Source organism: Pseudacidovorax sp. NFM-22 (genome assembly GCF_021401245.1).
Classification (GTDB): Bacteria; Pseudomonadota; Gammaproteobacteria; order Burkholderiales; family Burkholderiaceae_C; genus Xenophilus.
This window is the reverse complement of the sequence record NZ_JACBFY010000007.1, coordinates 214,059-234,735: the sequence shown is the minus strand read 5'-3', so window position 1 is coordinate 234,735 and position 20,677 is coordinate 214,059. Positions and strand designations below refer to the sequence as shown.

Genomic DNA, 20,677 nt, shown 5'->3' with positions numbered 1-20,677 from the left:
ATATAGAACGTGGAGGTCCACCTCAAGATGAACTGTTAAGGTCAGACGTGCCGACCGCCGACCAGATGTCATCTTTTATCGTAACCCTGTGCGCTAGAGCATCTTGGTCTCAAAGAATATCGAAAGTTGATACGGAGACTTTCATGCCCTCCCAGGACCTCCTTTTTCTATTAAATAGTGCGTCAATTTCATTGAACATTGCGGATGCCTTAGCGCTATCAATATCGGAAACCTCCGATAATTTTATGAGGCCGATCGAGTTGGCCGAAGTGCCTAGCCTTAGCCCTGAATTTTTAGACACCAACCATCTATCATGAATTGGATGCGCACCGGCACTGCCCATTCCAATTATGCCTATACTCATATCTTTCGGCGATATGTCTGCTAATGAGCGCCATGCGTCTTCGAATAGATCACTTGTCTGACTGTCTGCTGATTGATCTTTTATGTGCTTTTTGCTCGTAAGCACTTTAATGGCGGACGCGGGGGCAGCTTGAACGATATGGAACAATATATCCATGTCTGATGGGCCAAAGAATGGATCTGAGATAAAAATATCTTCACCGTCGATTTCTCTTGCCCAGTCGCTAATCTTCGCCATAACGCTTTCCCTATCGCCAGGCCTGACAAGTCCATCTACGGAAAAGCGCATAGGACGTAGGACAGCTTCCGAGCCGCGAAGCAGCCGTAACAAAAGGGCGCCCGAGACAAGAGCGGCGCCGAGGATCTCCTCAGCTGTCTTTGAAACCCTACCGCTTGGTGTTTTTCTTATTGAGTTCTCTAGAATCCAGCTCCACACACAGTATGCCTCATCGATTCCAAACGTGGCAGCTCTCGATGCGAGCTCTTTAAAGCTGTTTATTGGCAGAGGTATAATGCGGTTCGCATTCAGCGCCGCAAGATTTCGCATGCAAAGCTCTGCGACGTCCTCCATAGAACCGTCGCTGAAATCCGTCTCTGTCAGGTCTTCAGCCGCATCTTTCTGGAGATTTTTTAATTTCAACCGCTCTTCTAGTGCCTTCTTGTTAAAAGAGCGTGCCTCGTCCTTATCAGCTAATTCGATGTAATCATTCACCGCATCTGGGTCAATGCTATAAACCAAATCGATAATTTTGGTTTGACGATCAAAGGCATCGTCCGCCACATCTGGCTTGATTGACAAAGCCATCGCATCGCGGGACCAAGCAAGTGCTTGAGGCTTATCAACGCTGGAAATGATCTCAGCAAGCCATACAAAGCGATCAAGGCGGTCCGCAATGGTCGGAACTGCAAGAATATCTGATTTCACCGACGCCGCCCACCCTGCGTCGGTCAGATTATGCTTAGCTTTTGCAGCTGCTAGCACAAATCCTGTGACTACTGATCTGTCAGCTGCATTGCTTATTGCTCTTGCTGAAGCATAAAGCCTCTGCCATTCCGCAGGTGGCACTGTAATTCCTAGGGAGACTCTTGCTTTAAAAATCTGCGCCTCGCTCGATATTTTATAGCCATCATGCCTAATATTATCTATGTCGGGAAATTTTTTCTCGATGATCTGTGCCAGCTTGGTTAAAAGGTCAATTGCATGAGGTCGCCTAATACGCGCAATGTTCTTTTTCGACGCAAGGCTTGCCGCAAGTGCCTTGATCACAGAGAACACGATCCAGTCGCTATGAATACCGTCTAAAAGCTGGCAGATCGCGGTGGCGGTTTCGCTGTCGATCTCATACTCATCATTTTCGGGTGCCTTATATTGTTCATACGGGCCTTTGTGACGTAGTAAGGTCATGCAGACGTCAGATAGCGCAACATCCCTTCTCATTTTTCCTTTGATCTTATCGATGTGAAATATCGCGGACGCAGGGTGGCTAAGATACAGAATTGGTGCGGCCTCCTCGATCATGAGTTCTCGCACATACTCATTGCCCGTCAAATTGTCGTTGATAAGCGGCTCAATAAAGTTCGAGCAAACAAACTTACTTGCTGTACGCTTGTTGGCAAAGTGCAGGGCGATTCCAAGCTCTCCCCAGTTAATTATCTTATCCTGTGGGACTGGCAACGCATCAATTAAGGTATTGATCCGATGAAGGGCATAAGATTCTTGAATATTGCTATCGTCCGCCAAGTGTGCGAACGCTCGCACGGCTAGGGAAATTGTCCGCTGCAATACCTCGGCATACCTCTTCGAAGGTGTACGAATCAATTGCTCCTCTGCTTGTGCTTTGGATAGCCAGCTTTCGGCGAGAGCAGGGTCTGCCGTCGCCATATCAGCTGCAAATGCATATGCGACGTCACACTTCACCCAGTCCACTGAAATGTTCGCCCATGCTTCATCAAGGTCTCGGCTATACCGATTTTTTTCCACGTCATCAACTAAATTGAGCAATCGACATATTTTGACCCATTGCGCGAGGGCAAGAAATTTAAGATTTGCGACGCGAATCCCGTTAACCAGATCTAGAAATCGTTTGGGGCACTTCCGGCCATCTTTCTCTGCGTGGTTGGCGGCAGTTTTGAGCCCGCTGATTATTACGAACGCTCGCCTTGCTTCGCTCACTATTGAATTAATGCACTCGAAGACCTTACCCGGATGGTCAACATACGAGCCGTTTGCGAAAAGCTCATCTGCGAGGTGGGCGAACGCGAAGTCTCGCCGTTCGGAGGTGTTAAGGCGTCCGGCTAATTCCAACGCAAGATCAATGTTGTTTCTGGCCAGTGCGACGATCGCCCCCTTTGAGGCGGCATAATGATCCGCAGATGAACTGAGGATATTACTAATTGCTGAAACTAGAGAATCAGTTGTGCTCGATAGCAACCCGGTTCTTTGCTCTATTTCTTCTGGCGAATCGAAGCGCTGGAGCGAGTGTAATAACCAAGAAAAGCATTCTACTTTTGTGCTTAACTCGTCTATTGCATCAATCTTATAGAATAACTCGAGAATTGTATATTCCGATTCGGCTTGGCTAGATTTGTGACGTGTTCGCTCGATTGCCATCTGCATACGGACAGTTTCGACGCTGGTGCCCAGGAAGAGCTCGGTACCTACCAGGGCATGAATCCTGTTTATGAGGCGTTCGGCCTCCTGAACATCCTGGCAGTAGGGTAGTACTTCTGCAACCGCTCTAAGGTCTTCCGCCATCGGTGGTCGGCTTAGATCGCGAAGCATTAAATCTAGGGAAAGGTTCGCAACCTTGTATGCATCAACATCCTTTTTTCTTTTGGATAACCATTCCTTTAAGAAGAATATCTCACTCGACGTTTCAACATCTTTTCCCGCTCTTCTCAGGATCTGACTAGCGCTTGTCCGATCCACGAGCATTCCAAGTGCGTTAATAAACTGTCGATGATGCCTTTCAGGTAGTCGCAATCCGAGGTTTTGTTCGCTCTGGGGCGGTTGCTCATGCAAGAATTTTTTCGCGGCACTAGGCGGCTCGTCTGTCATCTCGTGCGCGTCCGATTTTTCTCCCTCTCTGCTTTGTGCATGCACACTGCTGAAAAGAGAAATTGCCGCATCCAAATCAATTGCCAACAAATCACAAGCTATATCGATTGCCAAATCGCCTAAAGCATCTATAGGACATTCGGCGTAGAGTCTATCTATCTCTGCCTTTACCGTTTCAGGAACTGGCTGACGCTGATCAACCAATACTTTCCCAACAAGCGCTAGTAAATGAAATCTTTCCTCTTCTGTCGGAGCTGACATCGCCAAGCTAATTGCTTCTTCGCTTAGTCCAAGTTTTATTAGTGCTTCTATGCGAGCCTTAGTCCCAACAGAAAACGTTAAACCCTTTAGTAAACTGGATGTTAAGGAGAACCGTATTTCTTCGCTTTCGTCATTGATTTTTCTAGCCGCTTGCAAACCTATTTCTGAGTTGGTTCTGAGCGCCCGAAGAGACTTCTGTGTATCAAGAATTTTAAAGAAATGGTTTTCGTCGAGTTTTTTTACAATTTCATTGTATTTTCCAGCCTGCATCAGCGCAGTAGGCAAATACAATACCGCATCTTTGCTTTCCGGGTCTTTTAGCAGCTCAGTGAGGTAGGCTGCTTCAACAGTTTCTTTTTGATCGCGAAGTTTTTGCTGCAAAAAATTGCGTTGGCTTGTTGACGGAATGTTTATTGTTCCTCCAGTTGTGTCGAGCGAGACAAATGAACAATCCGACAACAGCGCGCTAATGTCATCGGTATGTAGACCGGTCATTAATGCCAAGTTTACCAATGATATTTTTCTGGTTGCGAATGCAAGATTGGCTAGTATTGCGCGAACCTCCTTATTCGTAGAGCAGCGTTTCCATTCGATTTCCATAATATGCTCAAGCCCATTGCCGGCATATTGGAGGACGTCGGCGACGGAAGCAGCGCCACTTGTTAAGATCTGCTTAAATCTGCTCATGGCGCCGATGGAGCCGCCGCAGAATTTCCTTATGTCATCGATCTCCTTTACGCTAAGGGAACCAAAGTCCGAAAAATATTCGGTAGCTTCTTCCCGTGAGACTTCAATAAGGGCCATCGTCTTAACGGCTTTCGAAAGACTTCGAACGGTGTTCTCAATCTCCGTATCGCCGGTGATAAGAAATTTGAAATTAGGTTGGCTTAATGGTAAAAGCTGAAGAATCTCTCGGTTTGTACGAGAATCATTTTTTTCAGATTGAACTAAGCCGTCTATTACAAAAGTAATGCGCTTAGACCGGGTCTGCTTGTGTAACATATGAAGCAGGCGGGTGTAGTCTGCAAGCGTTATCGCATCGAAGTTAGATGGCTTTTTATGGAGAATCCAGTGCATTTGCTCGGCCATTGCTAGCCGCGCATAGTCCTGAGAATAAAAGTAGGCGTCTCCGTGGTGTAAAAAGACAGAGACCGTGGTCTCAGGTTGTTTCCTACAGTATTCGGCAACAAATTCGCTTTTTCCGGACAGTTCTAGGCCGTCTATAAATACACAATTGGCTGGTGACGTAAAGAGTTTTTCAAGATGGGAATACAAATTATCGCGCGCAATTCTTTTTCCCGGTTCGGAAGGAAGATTTCGACAAAATGTCAGTGCATTGACGATGTTATTCATGAGATAGTTTCAGATTCTTTAGGAGAAATTTTCGATTTTCATGTTATGAAAAGAAATTAGAACTCAGTTGCCTTTGCTGTGGCTCCGTACATAGCGGTTTTGTTTTAGGTAGGTAGCGGCGAGCATCTAAATGTCAATTGGACACACCTTCATCTCAGGAATGCTGCAAGCAGCAGCCCTTGATTCGTAGGGCCGTGTGAGGATTAACGCAAGTTAGTGGGGTGTCAAGTAGGCGACGATGGCCAAACGGATGACCCCATTGCTGTCTTTTGGAAACTCTGGCGGGCCGTCTTGCTTGCGTAGAGCGTAGAGCGTGGCGCGTGTCGGCCGCGTTCGGGTTGCGCTTCATCGCCGCCCGGATGAGGTTAGTTTGCGCTTTCAGATCTGCTTTCTGCTGCTTTTGGGGTTTCAAATACGGCGGCTAGGTCCGAACGTGGTCGTCTATCCAAACTGACACCTGCCGAAAATTTATATCTCACCAGACCGTCTTTAAAAATGCACCTGAGCAGCCCCATTTGGTCGAATGATCTCCGACGTTATGCGTCCGTACATCGAAAGGTCGTCGTCCGCGATTCTGGCTAAGCGCCTGCGTGCTCTTGGCATTACGACATGAGCCCGCAGTAGCTATGATCCATCCAACCGGTGGGATCGGCATTGAACATTGCAGTTTTAGAGGTGTTAGGCCAGAGATCGTAAGCTAGCGCTGCGGCAGTCTGCTTCAATTAAAGAATTTTCCGTAGGCGCGCCGCTCCCAAATGGTGCGCCGTCTTGTTCGGCGCCCCCGAAGCTGGCCGAGATCTCCGACCTCTAACGAAGCCGGCAGTCGTTCGCTCAACCACCGCGGGTCATGTGCATCACGGCGGCTGCTTGGCGTCCATGAACTGGGCGAGCGCATGGATGTGGCAATGAGCGTGGCTGTGCCCAAGGGCACGCCGGCCGAGCGCATCGCCAAGCTCAACGGCGCCATCAACCAAGCACTGAAGGACCCGGAAGTCGCCAAGGGCTTCGCCACGGTGGGCATCGCGCCCGAGATGGCGAGCGGCGCGGAAGCCACCCAGGTCGTCCAGAAGGACCAGCAGCGCTGGGACGAACTCGCCAAGAAGGCCAACCTGGCCCTCGACTGACCAAACGATCCATCGAAGGAGACGCCTCCATGTACGAACCCGCATTCCCCGACTTCCCCATCCCCGAGCGCCAGACCAAGCCGCGCACGCTGGGCCTGACCATGATGATCGACTGGGGCATGGGGCTGGCCCGGCAGAACGACACCGTCGAGTCGGCCGGCGAGTTCATCGACTTCGCCAAGATCGCGGCCGGCATCGCCCGCTTCATGCCGCAGGATCTGCTGCAGGCCAAGCTCGCCAGCTACAAGGCGGCGGGCATCTCCACCTCGCCGGGCGGCCTGTTCGCCGAGCTGGCGTTGAAGATGGGCCGCTACGACCATTTCGTCGACGAGGTGGTGCAGACCGGCTTCACCGGCATCGAGGTCTCGGACAACCTGCTCAAGCCGGAGGCGCGCGACAAGGCCGCGGCCATTGCGCTGGCCAAGTCGAAGGGGCTGACGGTGTTCGGCGAGGTCGGCCGCAAGGAAGGCTCGATGGACGATGCCTCGCTGGTGCAGGACGTGGCCAACTGCCTCGATGCGGGGGCGGACTGGGTCTTCCTGGAAGCCTCGGAGCTGTTCGCGGGCACGGAGGTGCGGCTTGCCCTCATCGCCGAGCTGGCGCGGCGCTTTCCGCCCAATAAGCTGATCTACGAGCTGCCGGTGGTGATCATTCCCGGGGTCTCGCGCGACTACAAGCACAAGATCTGCAGCCTGCTGGTCAAGGAGCTGGGCACCGAAGTGAACCTGGCCAAAGTGGAATGGGACGAGCTCTACATCACCGAGCTCGTGCGCCGCGGCTTTGCCGGCGACACCTCGCATCCGCAAGGCGCCTACCGGCTGGCGGGCTTCGAGCCTGCCTAGCCCCCTCCGGCGGCGGCGCGCATGCCCGCGCCGCGCGACCAGCGTCTGCCCGACACCGTGCCGGGCGTCGGTTCGGACATCAAGGTCGACCCCGCCAACGGCCCGCTGATCGCAGGCAAGGTGGGCGCCAGGCGGGTGGAGATGGCCTGGCTGGACAACTCGTACCACATCGCCTCGATGGATCACGACAAGGATCGGATCGTGGCGCTGGCCGAGCGCTTCATCCGCTCCGTCTGAGCGCCGACGCGATCGGGCGGACTGCTGGCCGCCGAGACGCCAGCCGCATGTGCTTGACCCAGCGCAAGCCGTGCGCCAAGGCTGCGTTGCACGATGGTGCCATCCCGTCTCCGTCGACGGGATGCGTCCGCTCCCCGTTCCGCGCCAACGCGGCGAGACGCCCGTGCCGCCGGCGCATTCGAGAGAGAAGCAGCCATGCCGACGCCACCCCGATCCATCCTCGTCCACCTCGACAGTTCGTCCCACAGCGCCGCGCGGCTGCGCCTCGCGTCCGACCTCGCGCAGGCATTTGGTGCGCAATGCGATGTGCTGCCCTGCATCCTCAGCGCGTACGAGCGCTACCCCTACGCCATGGATTTCACCGGTGCGGCGCTGTCGTCGCTCCAGACCCTGGACCGGGAGGCGCTCGACCGGGCAAGGACGAGCTTCGACATCGTGGCGGCCGGCTCCGACCGCCTCCGTCTGCTGTCACCGCGCGGCAGCACGCCCTGGGCCTTTGCCCAGAGCGCGCTGTTCCACGATCTCGTCGTTCTGGGGCAGCGCGATCCGGCGGATCCTCAGGTGGACGAAGTGCCCGCAGGCTTCGCCAGCGCGGTGATGATCGCGAGCGGCAAGCCCACGCTGGTGGTGCCGTGGGCCGGCCGCTTCGACCCGTTGGGCCGCCGTGTGCTGGTGGCCTGGAGGCCGACCCGCGAGTGCGCCAGGGCCGTCACGGCGGCCATCCCCTGGATGCGGCTGGCGCGCGGCGTCGACCTGGTCTCGTACTCGGAGGCGGCCCTGGAGGCGCTGGCGCCGTTGAAGGCGCAACTGCAGCAGCACGGCATCGACGCCGTGGTCCATGACGGCGGCCGCGAGCACGGCGATGCGCCCGAGCGCCTGCTTTCGCTCGCCGCGGATCTGGGCTCCGGCCTGCTGGTCATGGGTTGCTGGGGCCATAGCCGCGTTCACGAGTGGGCGACGGGCGGCATGACACGGAGCGTACTGGCGTCGATGACCCTGCCGGTGTTGATGGTGCACTGACCGCCGGTTCACGCCGGGTACCGGCAGCGAGACACCCCATGCCTTCCAGGGCAGCCTCCACGGCCTCGTCGAGCGGCGTGTGCGGCTCCTCGCCGAGCACGGACTTCAGCTTGTCGTTGCCCATGTGCACCGGCTCCTGCCAGAGGTAGCGCAACTCGCGCATTTCGCGGAAGGTGGCGACGAAGGGCGACGCCAGCGTCAGCATCCACCACGGGAATGCGCGCAATTTCGGCGCATGGCCGCTGCGGCGAAGCACGACGCGGCGGATGGCTTCGGCCATCTGCGTGCCGTCGGCGTCCCAGTGCCCCTTCATGTGGAACACCGCAAATGGCTCCAGCGAGTGACGCCGCGCCAGCAATTCGACCATCGTGCGCGCCACGTCCGGCAGATAGCACCACTGATGGCCGGTTCCGCTGCGGCCCGGAAGGTTGACGACGCTGACCGGGCGGCCCGGCTTGACCAGCCCTTGCGAGAACCAGCTGTTGCCCGGTCTGGGGCCGAAGAAGTCGCCACCGCGGACCACGATGGCGCGCGCACCGCGGGCGGTGGCCGAGCGCAGGCGCTGCTCCAGCTCGACGCGGATCGCGCCCTTGCGGGTTTGCGGGTGCTGGGGCGAGTCTTCGCGCAACTCCGGGAAGGCGTCCGGGCCGAAGTTGTAGACGGTGCCTGGCAGCACGATGGTGGCGCCCTGCTCCGTCGCTGCGGCGATCGTGTTGTCGAGCATGGGCAGTACCAGCTCTGCCCAACGGCGGTAGCCCGGCGGGTTCACCGCGTGCACGATCACCGAGCAGCCCTGCGCCGCCGCAATGACGTCGTCGCGATTCATCGCATCGCCGGCGATCCAGGTGATGCCATCCCGAGTCGTGGTGGCCTGCTGGCCGCGCTTGAGCCCGCGCACCTTCCACCCCGCGTCGCGAAGCTGCCGGGCAACCTCACCACCGATGCCACCTGTGGCGCCGAGGACCAAGGCTGTGTTGCTGGTTTGCATGTCGAATTTCCTCTTGAACATGAGAGGATTCTCAGCACGCCCTCACTAGAATGAAATTGACTAACTTTGCATAGCCGCTATAGATTTATGTATGGCATCCGAGCCTAGCTGGGAACTCTATCGCTCCTACCTCAGCGTGCTGCAGGAAGGCTCGCTGTCCGGTGCCGCCCGCGCCCTGGGGCTGGCGCAGCCGACGGTGGGTCGGCACATCGAAGCACTGGAGAAGTCCCTGGGCCTCGACCTGTTCAGCCGCTCGCAACTGGGGCTCCTGCCCACGCCGGCGGCGCTGGAGCTCAAGCCCTACGCGCAGGCCATGGGCAGTTCGGCAGCCGCACTGCTGCGCGCGGCGGAAGGCCAGGGTGACGTCAAGGGCACGGTGCGCATCAGCGCCAGCGAAGTCATCGGCGTCGAGGTCCTGCCGCCCATCGTGGCGCAACTGCAAGCGACGCATCCTGAACTCAAGATCGAGCTTGCGCTGACCAACCGCGTCCAGGATCTGCTGCTGCGCGAAGCCGACATTGCCGTCCGCATGACGCCGCCCAACCAGGACGCCTTGCTGGCCCGGCGCATCGGCGTCGTGGAGCTGGGCTTGCATGCGCATCCCCGCTACCTGCGTGAACACGGCACGCCGGAGAAACCGGCCGAACTGGCGAAGCATGCATTGATCGGCTTCGATGCGGAGACCCCCTTCCTGCGCGCGGCCAGCAAGGCGCTGCCGGGGTGGCGGCGCAACGCCTTTGCCATGCGCACGGACAGCGACCTGGGCCAACTCGCCCTGATCCGTGCGGGAGCGGGCATCGGCGTTTGCCAGGTTGCGCTGGCAAGGCGCGAACCGGAACTGGTGCGGGTATTGGCCGATGACTTCGCGCTTCCACTGGAGACGTGGGTCACGATGCACGAAGACCTGCGCCACAGTGCTCGCTGCAAGGTCACGTTCGATGCGTTGTTGCTGGGGTTGCAGCGCCACGCGTCGCTCTGAAGGGCAGGAGCGGCTGGCATACGGCGCACGGCTGTGGTCTTGATGAATGAAGCCTGGGGCGGCTCGTCGCAATACAAGGCCCGTTGAGGGCCGTCGCGCGACCGCACGCCGGAGGTGGCGCTCTGCGGCTATCCCGCCAGCCGCGCGGCCAGCGCCTTGGCCTGCCGCGCCGTCGCCCCCTTGCCCGTGATCGCCACCGCGGGCGCATGCGCCAGCATGCGCTCGAACACGGCACGCACTTCATGGGCCCCGATCTCCTCGATCAGCGCCAGCGTCTCGGCCATGGGCATCACGGTACCGGTGGCCAGCAGCTCTTCCACCGCCTGTTCCATTGTCCCGTAGGTGCGCTCGGCGGTGCGCACGCGCGACACGGTCAGCTGGTTGCGGGCGCGCTCCAGGTGGATGGGATCGATGCTGGCGGCATGCGCGCGCAGCAGGTCGCCGGTGGCCGCGACCAGCGCATCGAGCTTGTCGGGCGTGGTCACGGCGCTCACGATGAAGTTGGCCCAGACGTCGCCCTTGTCGATGCTGGCGTCCACGGTGTAGGCCAGGCCCAGCTTCTCGCGGATGGTGTCGGACAGGGGCGCCGACATGCCGCTGCCCAGCAGGTTGGCCGCCAGCTGGGCCGTGAGGCGCCAGCGCGGCGCCAGCAGACCGTCGGCGCTTGCCGGCGCGATGGGATAGGCGACGTTGACGAACACCTGCGACACCTGCGTGAAGCGCCGCGCGAGGGCCTGGCCCACGTAGGCCGCCGGCTCGGGCGCCTGGGCGGCAGCCGCGGCCGAGGAAGGCATCGCACCGAAGAGCTGCGCCGCCAGGGCCATCCACCCCTCGACGTCGAAGTTGCCCGCCGCTGCCACGATGGTCTTGTCGGCCACGTAGTGCGCCTGCACATGGCGAACGAGATCGTCGCGGCGGAAGCCTTCGATGTTCTCCAACGTGCCGATCACCGGCATGCCCATCGATGCCTCGCCCCAGATCGCGCGGTCGAGCAGGTCGTCGGCACTGTCCTGCGGGTCTTCGTCGTACTCGATGGCCTCCTGCCGGATCACCTCCAGCTCGCGCTGCAGTTCGTGCTCGGGAAAGGTGCTGTTGAGCACGATGTCGGCCGTCATGCGAAGCAGCGGCTCGGCGTGGCGGCCCAGGCCGGTCATGAAGTAGCCGGTGCTGTCCTTGCCGGTGAAGGCGTTGACGTCGGCGCCCAGGCGCTCGGCGTCGAGGTTGATGGCCTGCACCGAGCGCGTGGCCGTGCCCTTGAAGGCCATGTGCTCCAGCACATGGCTGATGCCGTTGGTGGCCGGCGTCTCGTCGCGCGAGCCCACGCGCAGGAAGACGCCGACGCTGGCGCTCTGCACCTGCGGCATGGGCACGGCGAGCAGGCGCACGCCGTTGGGCAAGGTGCGGACCAGGGCGGGGGCGTGCGGGGGCGGGGTCGATGCCATCGCTCAGCGGTCCTGCGCCTGCTGCGGCTGCACGCCGATGCCGTAGAGCGCCAGCAGGCCGACCATGTGGCCGATGGAGACGCCCGGCTCGCCCGATTCGATGCGGCCGATGGTCTGCACGTGCACGCCCAGGCGCGCGGCCGCGGCGGCCTGGCCTTCGCCGGCGGCAAGCCGGGCGGCCTTGGCGGCGGCGCCCAGCGCCTGGATGGAATGGAGGGCGTCGTCGCCGATGTCGGTGGAAATGCGCTTGCCTTGGGCCATCGGGGCATTCTCGCCGGCCGTCAGCGGCGCAGACCCTTGGCGCAGGCGATCCTTCGGGATGGGTGCTTAAACTGAATCCGGCGCCATGACCCACACCACCTTCGACCTTCAAGCCCACCTGCCCTACCTGCTGCGGCGCGCCCACTTTGCGGCCGACGCCATCTTCAGCCAGGTCTATGGCACGGACTTCACGTCGCGCCAGCTGGCGCTGCTGGTGGCGATCGCGCAGCGGCCGGGCATCTCGCAGAGCCAGGCAGCCCAGGAGATCGGGCTCGATGCCAATACCTGCAGCGACCTGGTCATGCGCGCCATCGGCAAGGACCTGCTTCGGCGCGAAAGGTCGCCGGTCGACGCCCGGCAGTTCTGCCTGCACCTGACCCCCGCCGGCGAAGCCGTGCTGGCGCATGGCCTGGCGCTCGCCCGCGAATACCAGGCCGAGGTGGCCCGCCGGCTGAGCGAGGCCGAACGCGAGCAACTGGCCGCCCTGCTGCGCAAGATGCTCGATTTCGGCGGCTGAACCGCAAAGACGCAGCCGCGGCTTGCCGACCTCGCCCTCCGTCCATATGATACGAATACGTACTAAATGGAAGGCGCCGACATGCCAGATGCATCGTGGTGGGATGCCCAGTACCAGGCCCTGGCCGGCGTGGACCCCAAGGCGCTGTTCGGCGCGTGGGCCCGCCGGTCCGCGCAGGCGGTCGAGACTCTGGGAGGACGCCTCGACGTGCCCTATGGCCCGACGCCGGCCGAGACGCTCGATGTGTTCATGCCCGCGCCCGGCACCCCGGTGCGGGACGTGCTGGTGTTCTTCCACGGCGGCTTCTGGCGCGGCTCGGACAAGGCGCTGCACCGTTTCATCGCGCCGGCGTTCACGGCGGCCGGCACCGCGGTCGTGCTGCCCAACTACGCGCTGTGCCCGGCCGTGACCATCGGCACCATCCTCGACCAGGCCGGGGCGGCCCTGCGCTGGGTCGAAGCGCAGGCGGCGACCTGGTGCGCCCCGGGGCCGGCGCGCATCACCGTGGCCGGCCATTCGGCGGGCGGTCACCTGGCGGCCATGCTCGGCGTGCGGCAGGCGGCCCGGGTGTTCGGCCTGTCGGGCCTGCATGACCTGCGGCCACTGATGCAGGTGCCCTTCCTGCATGGCGATCTGCAGCTCACGGCGCAGACGGCCCGGGCCTGGAGCCCTGCGCTGCATCGCCCGGCCGCCGGGACCGTGGTCCATGCCGTGGTCGGCGGCGCGGAAAGCGCGGAGTTCCAGCGCCAGACGCAGTGGCTGCGCGAGGCCTGGGGCGAGGCGGCGGTGCCCGTGGCGGACGTCTGCCCGGGCGCAGGCCACTTCGCCGTGGTCGAGGCCCTGGCCGACCCGGCGCACGACGTCCACCGGGCGTGCCGACTTCTCATGGCCGGCGCTTCGGCATCGGCCCTTCCTTCGAACCTCTGATACGTCCGTCGCGATGACCCTGCCCTCCACCCTTCCCGTTCCCCACGGCGGCTTCCGCTACCTGCCGGGTGGCTTCCAGTATTCGGCGGCGGTCGTCGCGGAGCCTGGCTTCGTGATCGAGCGCGCGGTCTTCGACACCGCCCTGCCGCTCGAAGAGGGCTTTGCCCGCATCGAAGCCCATCTGAGCGCGCTGGGTCGGCCGATGGCGGCGCTGTGCGCCTGCGAATTGCGCTCGCCCGCGCCGTTGACCGAGGCGGATTTCGTGGCCTTCAACCGGCGCTACGTGCAGCCCCTGGAGCGATGGGGCATCTACCTGGACGGGGCCAATCCCGTGGCCCGATGCAACCTGGTGCCGGCCGACCGGCCGCCCGAGACCGTGGTGTTCCACGCCTTCAGCTACACGCGACCGGCGGTCCTGGCGCAGCAGCGGCCCGACTTCGTGACCTCGGGCGCAGCCGAATGCCCCGACCGCCCGGGCTACCGCGAGGCGATCGTGCGGCTGGGCGAGACCTCGCCGGATGCGCTGCGCGACAAGCTGCAGTTCGCCCTGGGCGATCTCGAATCGCGCTTCGCGCCGCTGGGCGTGGGCTGGGCGGACGTGAAGGAGCTCAACCTCTACAGCGTGCACGACCTGCATCGGCCGCTGCTGCAGGGCCTGTCGTCGCGCGCAGGCGCCGGCTGCACCGTCACCTGCCATGCGGTGCGCCCGCCCGTCGTCGATCTGGAGATCGAACTCGATGCCCGCCGACATGGCAGCGTGCTGCTGCTGCCGCGCACGGCGGGTTGATTGGCTCTGATGAAAGGACTTCCCATGCCCTGCCTTTTTCGAACGCACCTTCTCCGTCGCTGGCTCCGCGCCGCCGCCACCTTCTGCGTGGCCGGCCTCGTGGGCGCGGGCGCCCTGGCGCAGACCGACGCCATCGGTGGACCGATCCGCATCCTGGTCGGCTTTCCGGCGGGCGGCACCATCGACGTGGTGACCCGGCAGGTGGCGGAAGAGATGAGCAAGGCGCTGGGCGTGCCCATGGTGGTAGAGGTGGCGGCCGGCGCGGGTGGCCAGCTCGCGGCCCAGCAGCTCAAGCGCGCCGCGCCGGACGGCCGCACGCTGATGGTGGCGCCTGACCACACGGCCGTGATCCTTCCCCTGACCCTGGCCAATCCCGGCTTCGACATGGCGACCGACTTCCAGCCCGTCGGCCTGGTGGCCCGCTACGAGGGCGCCCTGGCCGTCAGCCAGGCCAGCGGCATCCAGGACATGGCGGGCCTGATGGCCCGCGTCAGGACGGACCCGCCCGCGGGCAACGTCGGCGTGTCCGCGCCCGGCAGCAAGCCGCAGTTCCTGCTGTCGATGCTGGCGCGGCAGCAGGGGCTGGCCCTGACCGCCGTGCCCTACCGCGGCTCCGTGCCCATGGTGCAGGACCTGGCCGGCGGCCACCTGACGGCGGGCATCACCGCGCTGGGCGACTTCCTCGAATTCCACAAGGCCGGCAAGCTCAAGGTCATCGCCGTGACGGGCGATCAGCGCGTGCCCCAGCTGCCGGCCGTGCCGACGGTGACGGAGGCGGGCCATGCCTTGAAGATGCACTTCTGGATCGGCATGTTCGCCCCGGCGGCCGTGCCGCGTCCGGTGGTGGACCGCCTCAACCAGGCCCTGCAGAAGGCCCTGGGCGCGCCGGCCGTGCAGGAGCGCATGGCGGCCCTCGTGTTCGAACCCAGTCCCTCGACGCCGGAGCAGCTGAAGGCACGCATGGCCGCGGAGACGCGCGAGTGGGCGCCTGTGATCAACGCCTCGGGCTGGGTGCGGCAATAGGGCTGGAACGCCGGGGCGCCGGCGGGTTGCACGCTCGGGTCAGCCGCGCGTGATTGGAAGGTTTCGCCAACGCCCCCGACCGATCCAGCCATTGGGTGCAGCGCCGGCGCTGCCTACGCTCGGGCCGTCTGAACGAACCCGCCCCGCGCGTCCCCACCGTGTACCTCACCCAAGGCCTGCATCGCGCCCTGCAGCGACATCCCGAGAAGATCGCCCTCACCCACGTGGGTGAGGGCTTCGTGCGGCAGCACCGCTTCGCGCAGTTGCTGGACGACGTGGCGCGCCATGCCGCGGCCCTGCGCGGGCGCGGCGTGGCCGCCGGCGACCGGGTGGCCCTGCTGGCGCCCAACGACGACCTGCTGGTGCGCGCGCTCTATGCCTGCTGGTGGCTGGGCGCCGTGGCCTGTCCGCTCAACGTGCGGTGGTCGGCGGCCGAGGTGGCCCATGCAGTGACCGACAGCGGCGCGCGGCTGCTGCTGGTAGGCGACGGCCTGGGGCCGGCCCTGCCGAACGGCCTCGACGTGCCCGTGCTGCGCCTGGCGGCGCTGGCGGATGAGGCCGCCACCTGCCCAGCGTTGCCCGACACCCGCACCGGCGGCGACGCGGTGGCCTGCCTGCTCTATACCGGCGGCACCACGGGGCGCGCCAAGGGCGTGGTGCTCAGCCATGCGAATTTCTGGACGGCCTCGATGACGCGCGGCGCCGAGCTCAACAACGCACCCGGGTCAGTGTCGCTGCTGGTGGCGCCGCTCTTCCACGTGGCGGGGCTGGGCCGGCTGGTGGGGCAGACGCTGGTCAGCGGCAGCGCCATCACCATGGCCCAGTTCCGGCCGGCCGAGGTGCTCGCGGCCATCGAGCGCCATGGCATCACCGACGTGATCCTGGTGCCGACCATGCTGCAGGCCCTGCTGGACGAGCCGGGCTTCGCGCCACAGCGCGTGCGCAGCCTGGACCGCATCGCCTTCGGTGCGGCGCCCATGCCGCCCGACCTGCTCGACCGGGCCCTGCAGGCCTGGCCGCATGCCGAGTTCTTCCAGGCCTATGGCCTCACCGAGACGGCCGGCGCGGTGTGCATCAACCTGCCCGTCAACCACCGCTCGGCCGAGGCGCGTGCCGCCGGCCGCCTGCAATCGGTGGGCCGCGCAGGGCTGGGGGCCGAGATCGAGATCGTCGACGAAGACGGCCAGGCGGTGCCCCGTGGCACGGTGGGCGAGATCGTCGTGCGCGGGCCCATGGTCACGCGCGGCTACTGGCGCAACGACGAGGCCACTGCGGCGGCCTTCCGCGATGGCTGGTTCCGCACGGGCGATGCCGGCTGCATGGATGCCGAGGGCTACCTGCGCATCGTCGACCGCCTCAAGGACATGATCATCACGGGCGGCGAGAACGTGTACTGCGCCGAGGTGGAAGGCGCCCTGCGCAGCCATCCGTCCGTGGCCCAGGCCGCCGTGATCGGCCTGCCCGATGCGCACTGGGGCGAGCGGGTGCATGCGGTGGTGGTCGCCCGGCCGGGCACCGACGCACCGACGCTCGATGCACTGCGTGACTGGTGCCGCGAGCGCCTGGCCGGCTACAAGTGCCCGCGCAGCCTGGCCGTGCTGCCGCAGCTGCCGCTGTCGGCCGCCGGCAAGGTGCTCAAGAACGTGCTGCGCGAGCAGGCGCGCGCCGCCTCATGAGCGCCGCGCCGCAGGCCCCGGATGCCGGCCCGCGCCCGGTGACGGGCGACGATCCGCGCCAGCTCTTTGCCAGGGTGCCCTTCTGCGCGCTGCTGCAGATGCGGCGCGAGCATTCGTCGGCCGGCCGGGCCCGCATGAGCCTGGATGCCCGCGCGGAGCTGGGCAATGTCATCGGTGCCGTGCATGGCGGCGTGGTGTCCACCCTGCTGGACGTGGCCATGGCCAGCGCGGCCGTCTCGCAGGTGGACTTCGCGCGCACCGCCGTCACGCTCAACCTGAGCACCAGCTTCCTGGAGCCGGGCCACGGCACCCTCACCGCCGATGCGCAGGTGGTGGCCACCGACGGCCAGGTGGCCTGGTGCCGCGCCGTCGCCACCGATGCCGCGGGCCGCACGGTGGCCCGGGCGCAGGGCAGCTTCCGCTACCTGCCGCTCCCACGCTGAGCGCGCACTGCCTGCCGACCCCATCACAACGAAGGAGACACGACCCATGACCACCGTCATCGCCTCGCCGCGCCGCCGGCGCCTCGTCGCCGGCCTGGCCGCCCTGGGCGCCGCCCCGATGGCCTTCACGGCCCGGGCCAATGCGCCCTACCCCAGCCGGCCCATCCAGCTGGTGCTGCCCTTTCCGCCCGGCGGCTCCTTCGACCCGGTGATCCGCGCGCTGGCCGAGGCCGCCTCGCGCGAGCTGGGCCAGCCGGTGGTGCTCATGCACCACCCCGGCGCCGGCGGCGTGACGGGCACGGCCAACGTGGCCCTGATGAACGAGGCCGACGGCTACACCATCGCAGTGATCCACAACTCCGTGATCCGCGCCCCGCTGGTGCAGCGGGTGAACTGGGACCCGCTCAAGGACTTCAGCTACCTGGGCAACCTGTTCGGCCTGACCACCGGCGTGTGCGTGGCCGCCGATGCGCCCTGGAAGCGCTTCGACGACCTCATGGCCGACGCCAAGGCCCGGCCCGGCAAGATCAGCTGGGGCAACGTGGGCGCCATCAGCATCAACCGCATCACGGCCGAGCGGCTCGCGCGTTCGGCGGGCACGTCCTTCAACATGGTGCCCTACAAGGGCGGCGGCGAAGCCTTCCAGGCGCTCATCGGGCATCACCTGGACGTGTATTCCGATCCCGGCTTCGGCGCCCAGGTGCAGGGCGGCCGCGTGCGCCTGCTGGCCAGCTTCACCGCGCAGCGGCTGCCCAACCATCCCGACGTGCCCACGCTGCGCGAGCTGGGCTACGACTTCGTGATCGACTCGCCGGTCGGCCTGGTGGCGCCCAAGCGGCTGCCGGCGCCCCTCGTGCAGCGGCTGCACGAGGCCTTCCGCGCGGCCGCTGCCTCGCCGGCCTACCTGCGCCAGCTCGACCTGTACGACATGGTGCCGCAGCCGAGTTCGCCCGAGGCCCACGCCGCCTTCGCCCGCGAGCAGTTCGCGCGCGACCAGAGGATGCTGGCCGAGATCGGCTTCAAGCCCGAGTAGCGCCGGCCCCGCTGCCCACGCCCTTCCACAGGACCTTTGCCATGACCGCATCCTCCGCCGCTCCCGTGTTCGACTTCTCCGGCCGCCATGTCTTCGTGGCCGGTGGCTCCTCGGGCATCAACTTCGGCATCGCGCAGGGCTTTGCGCGGGCCGGCGCGCGCATCGCGCTCATCAGCCGCTCGGCCGACAAGGTGGCCACGGCCGTGTCGCAGCTCGAAGCCGAGGGCGCCGAGGCCTTCGGCCAGGCGGCCGACGTGCGCCAGCCCGAGGCCGTGCAGGCCGCGCTGGAGGCCGCGGCCGCCCGCTTCGGGCCCATCGACGTGCTGGTCTCCGGCGCGGCCGGCAACTTCCTGGCCAGCGTGCTGGACATGTCGCCCAATGCCTTTCGCACGGTGGTGGACATCGACCTGATGGGCAGCTTCCACGTGGCCCGGCTGGCCCATGCGCACCTGCGCCAGCCGGGGGCGTGCGTGATCCAGATCTCCGCCAGCCAGGCCTTCACGCCCACGCCCTTCCAGGCGCATGTGTGCGCGGCCAAGGCGGGCGTGGACATGCTGACCCAGGTGCTGGCCATGGAATGGGGCCCGCAGGGCATCCGCGTCAATTCCATCGTGCCCGGGCCCATCGCCGACACCGAGGGCCTGCGCCGCCTGGCGCCCACCGACGACACGCTGGCCGCCATGGCCCGGCGCGTGCCGCTGCGCCGCCTGGGGCAGACGCAGGACATCGCCCGCATGGCCATGCTGCTGGCCAGCGACTGGGGCAGCTACGTGACGGGCGCGATCATTCCGGTGGACGGCGGCCTGGCACTGACCGGCCCGCGCGACTTCAGCGCCGCCGCCGCGGCCAGCCGCCGATGAGCGCCGGCATCGGCAGCGACGTGGAGGCTGGCGCAGCCGGAGACGACGCCCTGCGCAGCACCGCGCTGCTGCATGCCGCCCTGGCCCGCGCCGCCCGCAACCGGCTGGACGATGCCCACCGCCCGCTGGCGGCCATCGACATGCAGCTGATGTTCAGCGGCGCGCCGGGGGATTCGCCGCAGGCCCAGGCCAAAGCGACCGGTGGCGGACGGTCGGTGTGCTTCTGCGAGGCCGAGTTGCGCGATGCGCAGGGGCGGACGGTGGCGCGGGCCATGGCGACCTTCCGTTATGCGATGGTGGGGGCGTCGAGATAGGCGGAGAGCTGGGGCGGCTTTTGACCGAAGGGGCCGATGGATGCGCCCCCTCTCCCCAACCCCTCTCCCGCGAGGGAAGAGGGGCTCGGGCTGTGGCGCGATGCGGCCCGCGTCGCGCCGTCTGCCGCAGGCCGGTCTTCTTCGGTTCAGTTCAACCGGATCTGCGCGTCCCGGATGATGGCCGCATAGGCCGCGGCATCGCTGCGCAGCACGGCGGCGAATTCGGCGGGCGTGTCGCCGGCGGGCACCAGGCCCAGCGCCTCGATCTTCTCGCGCACGTCGGGCAGGGCCAGGATGCGCAGCGACTCGGCCGAGAACTTCTGCACCACCGGCTGGGGCGTGCCCGCCGGCATCAGCATGCCGAACCAGCCCAGCGGCTCGAAGCCGGTGAAGCCCTGCTCCTTGAAGGTGGGCACGTCGGGCAGCCAGCTCACACGCTGCGTGCCGGTGATGGCCAGCAGCTTGAACTTGGGCAGGTGCGGCCGCGACGAGCCAGCGTCCACGAAGGCGGCCGACAGCTGCCCGCCCATCATGGCGTTGACCAGCGGGGCGCCGCCCTGGTAGGGCACGTGCACCATGTCCAGGCCGCCCTGCAGGTTCAGCAGCGACCCCTGGATGTGCGACGAACTGCCCGCCCCGTAGGAGCCATAGCTGTACTTGCCCGGCTGCGCCTTCACCAGCTCCACGAACTCGCGCACGTTCGAGGCCGGCGTGCTGCGCGGCACGGCCAGGATGCTGGGGCTCAGGGCCACGCGCGTCACCGGCACGAAGTCCTTGAGCGGGTCGTAGGGCAGGTTCATGAGCGGGATCTGCTGCACCAGCGCCACGATGCTGAAGAGCACCGTGTGGCCGTCGGGCGTGGCACGCGCCACCAGCTGCGCGCCGAGGGTGCCGCTGGCGCCGGGGCGGTTGTCCACCACCACCGGCACCTTCCAGGCCTCGCCCAGCTTCTGCGCCACCAGGCGTGCGAGCACGTCGGTGGCGCCGCCCGCCGGATAGGGCACCACCATGCGGATGGGCCGGTTGGGATCGGGATAGGCGGGCGAGGCCTCAGCCGCGGCCGGCAGTGAGCCGGCCAGGCCAAGCGCGCCCGTGGTGCCGGCGAGGGCCAGCCCGAGCAGCGAACGGCGTGCAATGCGCATCATGGTGTGTCTCCTGGGGTCTTCGTG

At 64.4% G+C, this 20,677-nt stretch carries 19 protein-coding genes; 14 read left to right on the top strand and 5 right to left on the bottom strand.

Features of this window, described 5'->3' with window-relative positions:
• Positions 1–109: 109 nt before the first annotated feature.
• Positions 110–5,035 (bottom strand): hypothetical protein, encoded by a 4,926-nt coding sequence (locus tag L0984_RS24000; RefSeq protein WP_234196861.1) that lies wholly within the window; start codon positions 5,033–5,035, stop codon positions 110–112.
• Between the two features lie 755 nt (positions 5,036–5,790).
• On the opposite strand from L0984_RS24000, the gene L0984_RS30050 reads away from it, so the two are divergent.
• The 4 genes from L0984_RS30050 to L0984_RS23980 all read left to right on the top strand — a co-directional run bounded on the left by L0984_RS30050 (position 5,791) and on the right by L0984_RS23980 (position 8,258).
• Positions 5,791–6,159 carry a tripartite tricarboxylate transporter substrate-binding protein gene (locus tag L0984_RS30050; RefSeq protein WP_370646167.1) on the top strand — a complete coding sequence of 123 codons (369 nt, stop codon included), beginning with the start codon at positions 5,791–5,793 and terminating at the stop codon, positions 6,157–6,159.
• A 29-nt stretch (positions 6,160–6,188) separates the two neighbouring features.
• Complete coding sequence (locus L0984_RS23990; RefSeq protein WP_234196859.1) at positions 6,189–7,001, top strand: phosphosulfolactate synthase; 813 nt, start codon at positions 6,189–6,191, stop codon at positions 6,999–7,001.
• 21 nt (positions 7,002–7,022) lie between these two features.
• A complete protein-coding gene (locus L0984_RS23985; RefSeq protein ID WP_234196858.1) occupies positions 7,023–7,238 on the top strand; it encodes a hypothetical protein in 216 nt (71 codons plus the stop codon).
• A 195-nt stretch (positions 7,239–7,433) separates the two neighbouring features.
• Entirely contained in the window at positions 7,434–8,258 is an 825-nt protein-coding gene (locus L0984_RS23980) for a universal stress protein (protein ID WP_234196857.1), read from the top strand.
• On the opposite strand, the gene L0984_RS23975 is transcribed toward L0984_RS23980, so the two are convergent.
• Positions 8,155–9,267 (bottom strand): SDR family oxidoreductase, encoded by a 1,113-nt coding sequence (locus L0984_RS23975; RefSeq protein WP_234196856.1) that lies wholly within the window; start codon positions 9,265–9,267, stop codon positions 8,155–8,157. The genes L0984_RS23980 and L0984_RS23975 overlap by 104 nt on opposite strands.
• A gap of 70 nt (positions 9,268–9,337) precedes the next feature.
• On the opposite strand from L0984_RS23975, the gene L0984_RS23970 reads away from it, so the two are divergent.
• Entirely contained in the window at positions 9,338–10,225 is an 888-nt protein-coding gene (locus L0984_RS23970; protein ID WP_234196855.1) for a LysR family transcriptional regulator, read from the top strand.
• Positions 10,226–10,353: 128 nt separating this feature from the next.
• On the opposite strand, the gene L0984_RS23965 is transcribed toward L0984_RS23970, so the two are convergent.
• Together L0984_RS23965 and L0984_RS23960 are read right to left on the bottom strand one after the other, a co-directional pair.
• Complete coding sequence (locus L0984_RS23965) at positions 10,354–11,667, bottom strand: M16 family metallopeptidase (RefSeq protein ID WP_234196854.1); 1,314 nt, start codon at positions 11,665–11,667, stop codon at positions 10,354–10,356.
• A 3-nt stretch (positions 11,668–11,670) separates the two neighbouring features.
• Positions 11,671–11,928: a helix-turn-helix domain-containing protein gene (locus tag L0984_RS23960; protein ID WP_234196853.1), complete on the bottom strand. Its 258-nt coding sequence runs from the start codon at positions 11,926–11,928 to the stop codon at positions 11,671–11,673.
• Positions 11,929–12,013: 85 nt separating this feature from the next.
• Between L0984_RS23960 and L0984_RS23955 the strand changes: the two genes are divergently transcribed.
• The 9 genes from L0984_RS23955 to L0984_RS23915 all read left to right on the top strand — a co-directional run bounded on the left by L0984_RS23955 (position 12,014) and on the right by L0984_RS23915 (position 19,508).
• Positions 12,014–12,445 (top strand): MarR family winged helix-turn-helix transcriptional regulator, encoded by a 432-nt coding sequence (locus tag L0984_RS23955; RefSeq protein WP_234196852.1) that lies wholly within the window; start codon positions 12,014–12,016, stop codon positions 12,443–12,445.
• An 81-nt stretch (positions 12,446–12,526) separates the two neighbouring features.
• Positions 12,527–13,372 (top strand): alpha/beta hydrolase, encoded by an 846-nt coding sequence (locus L0984_RS23950; RefSeq protein WP_234196851.1) that lies wholly within the window; start codon positions 12,527–12,529, stop codon positions 13,370–13,372.
• A 13-nt stretch (positions 13,373–13,385) separates the two neighbouring features.
• Positions 13,386–14,159, top strand: coding sequence for a 2-amino-5-chloromuconate deaminase CnbZ (gene cnbZ, locus L0984_RS23945; RefSeq protein WP_234196850.1), 774 nt, complete (start codon positions 13,386–13,388; stop codon positions 14,157–14,159).
• Positions 14,160–14,183: 24 nt separating this feature from the next.
• Complete coding sequence (locus tag L0984_RS23940) at positions 14,184–15,182, top strand: tripartite tricarboxylate transporter substrate-binding protein (RefSeq protein ID WP_234196849.1); 999 nt, start codon at positions 14,184–14,186, stop codon at positions 15,180–15,182.
• 158 nt (positions 15,183–15,340) lie between these two features.
• A complete protein-coding gene (locus L0984_RS23935) occupies positions 15,341–16,858 on the top strand; it encodes a class I adenylate-forming enzyme family protein (protein ID WP_234196848.1) in 1,518 nt (505 codons plus the stop codon).
• A complete protein-coding gene (locus L0984_RS23930; RefSeq protein ID WP_234196847.1) occupies positions 16,855–17,301 on the top strand; it encodes a PaaI family thioesterase in 447 nt (148 codons plus the stop codon). The genes L0984_RS23935 and L0984_RS23930 overlap by 4 nt, the downstream gene beginning before the upstream one ends.
• 46 nt (positions 17,302–17,347) lie before the next feature.
• A complete protein-coding gene (locus tag L0984_RS23925; protein ID WP_234196846.1) occupies positions 17,348–18,334 on the top strand; it encodes a tripartite tricarboxylate transporter substrate binding protein in 987 nt (328 codons plus the stop codon).
• Positions 18,335–18,375: 41 nt separating this feature from the next.
• Complete coding sequence (locus tag L0984_RS23920) at positions 18,376–19,194, top strand: SDR family oxidoreductase (RefSeq protein WP_234196845.1); 819 nt, start codon at positions 18,376–18,378, stop codon at positions 19,192–19,194.
• Positions 19,191–19,508, top strand: coding sequence for a hypothetical protein (locus tag L0984_RS23915; RefSeq protein WP_234196844.1), 318 nt, complete (start codon positions 19,191–19,193; stop codon positions 19,506–19,508). The genes L0984_RS23920 and L0984_RS23915 overlap by 4 nt, the downstream gene beginning before the upstream one ends.
• A 146-nt stretch (positions 19,509–19,654) precedes the next feature.
• Here the strand turns inward: L0984_RS23915 and L0984_RS23910 are convergent, their stop codons facing one another.
• Positions 19,655–20,650, bottom strand: coding sequence for a Bug family tripartite tricarboxylate transporter substrate binding protein (locus tag L0984_RS23910; protein ID WP_370646177.1), 996 nt, complete (start codon positions 20,648–20,650; stop codon positions 19,655–19,657).
• Positions 20,651–20,677: the final 27 nt, after the last annotated feature.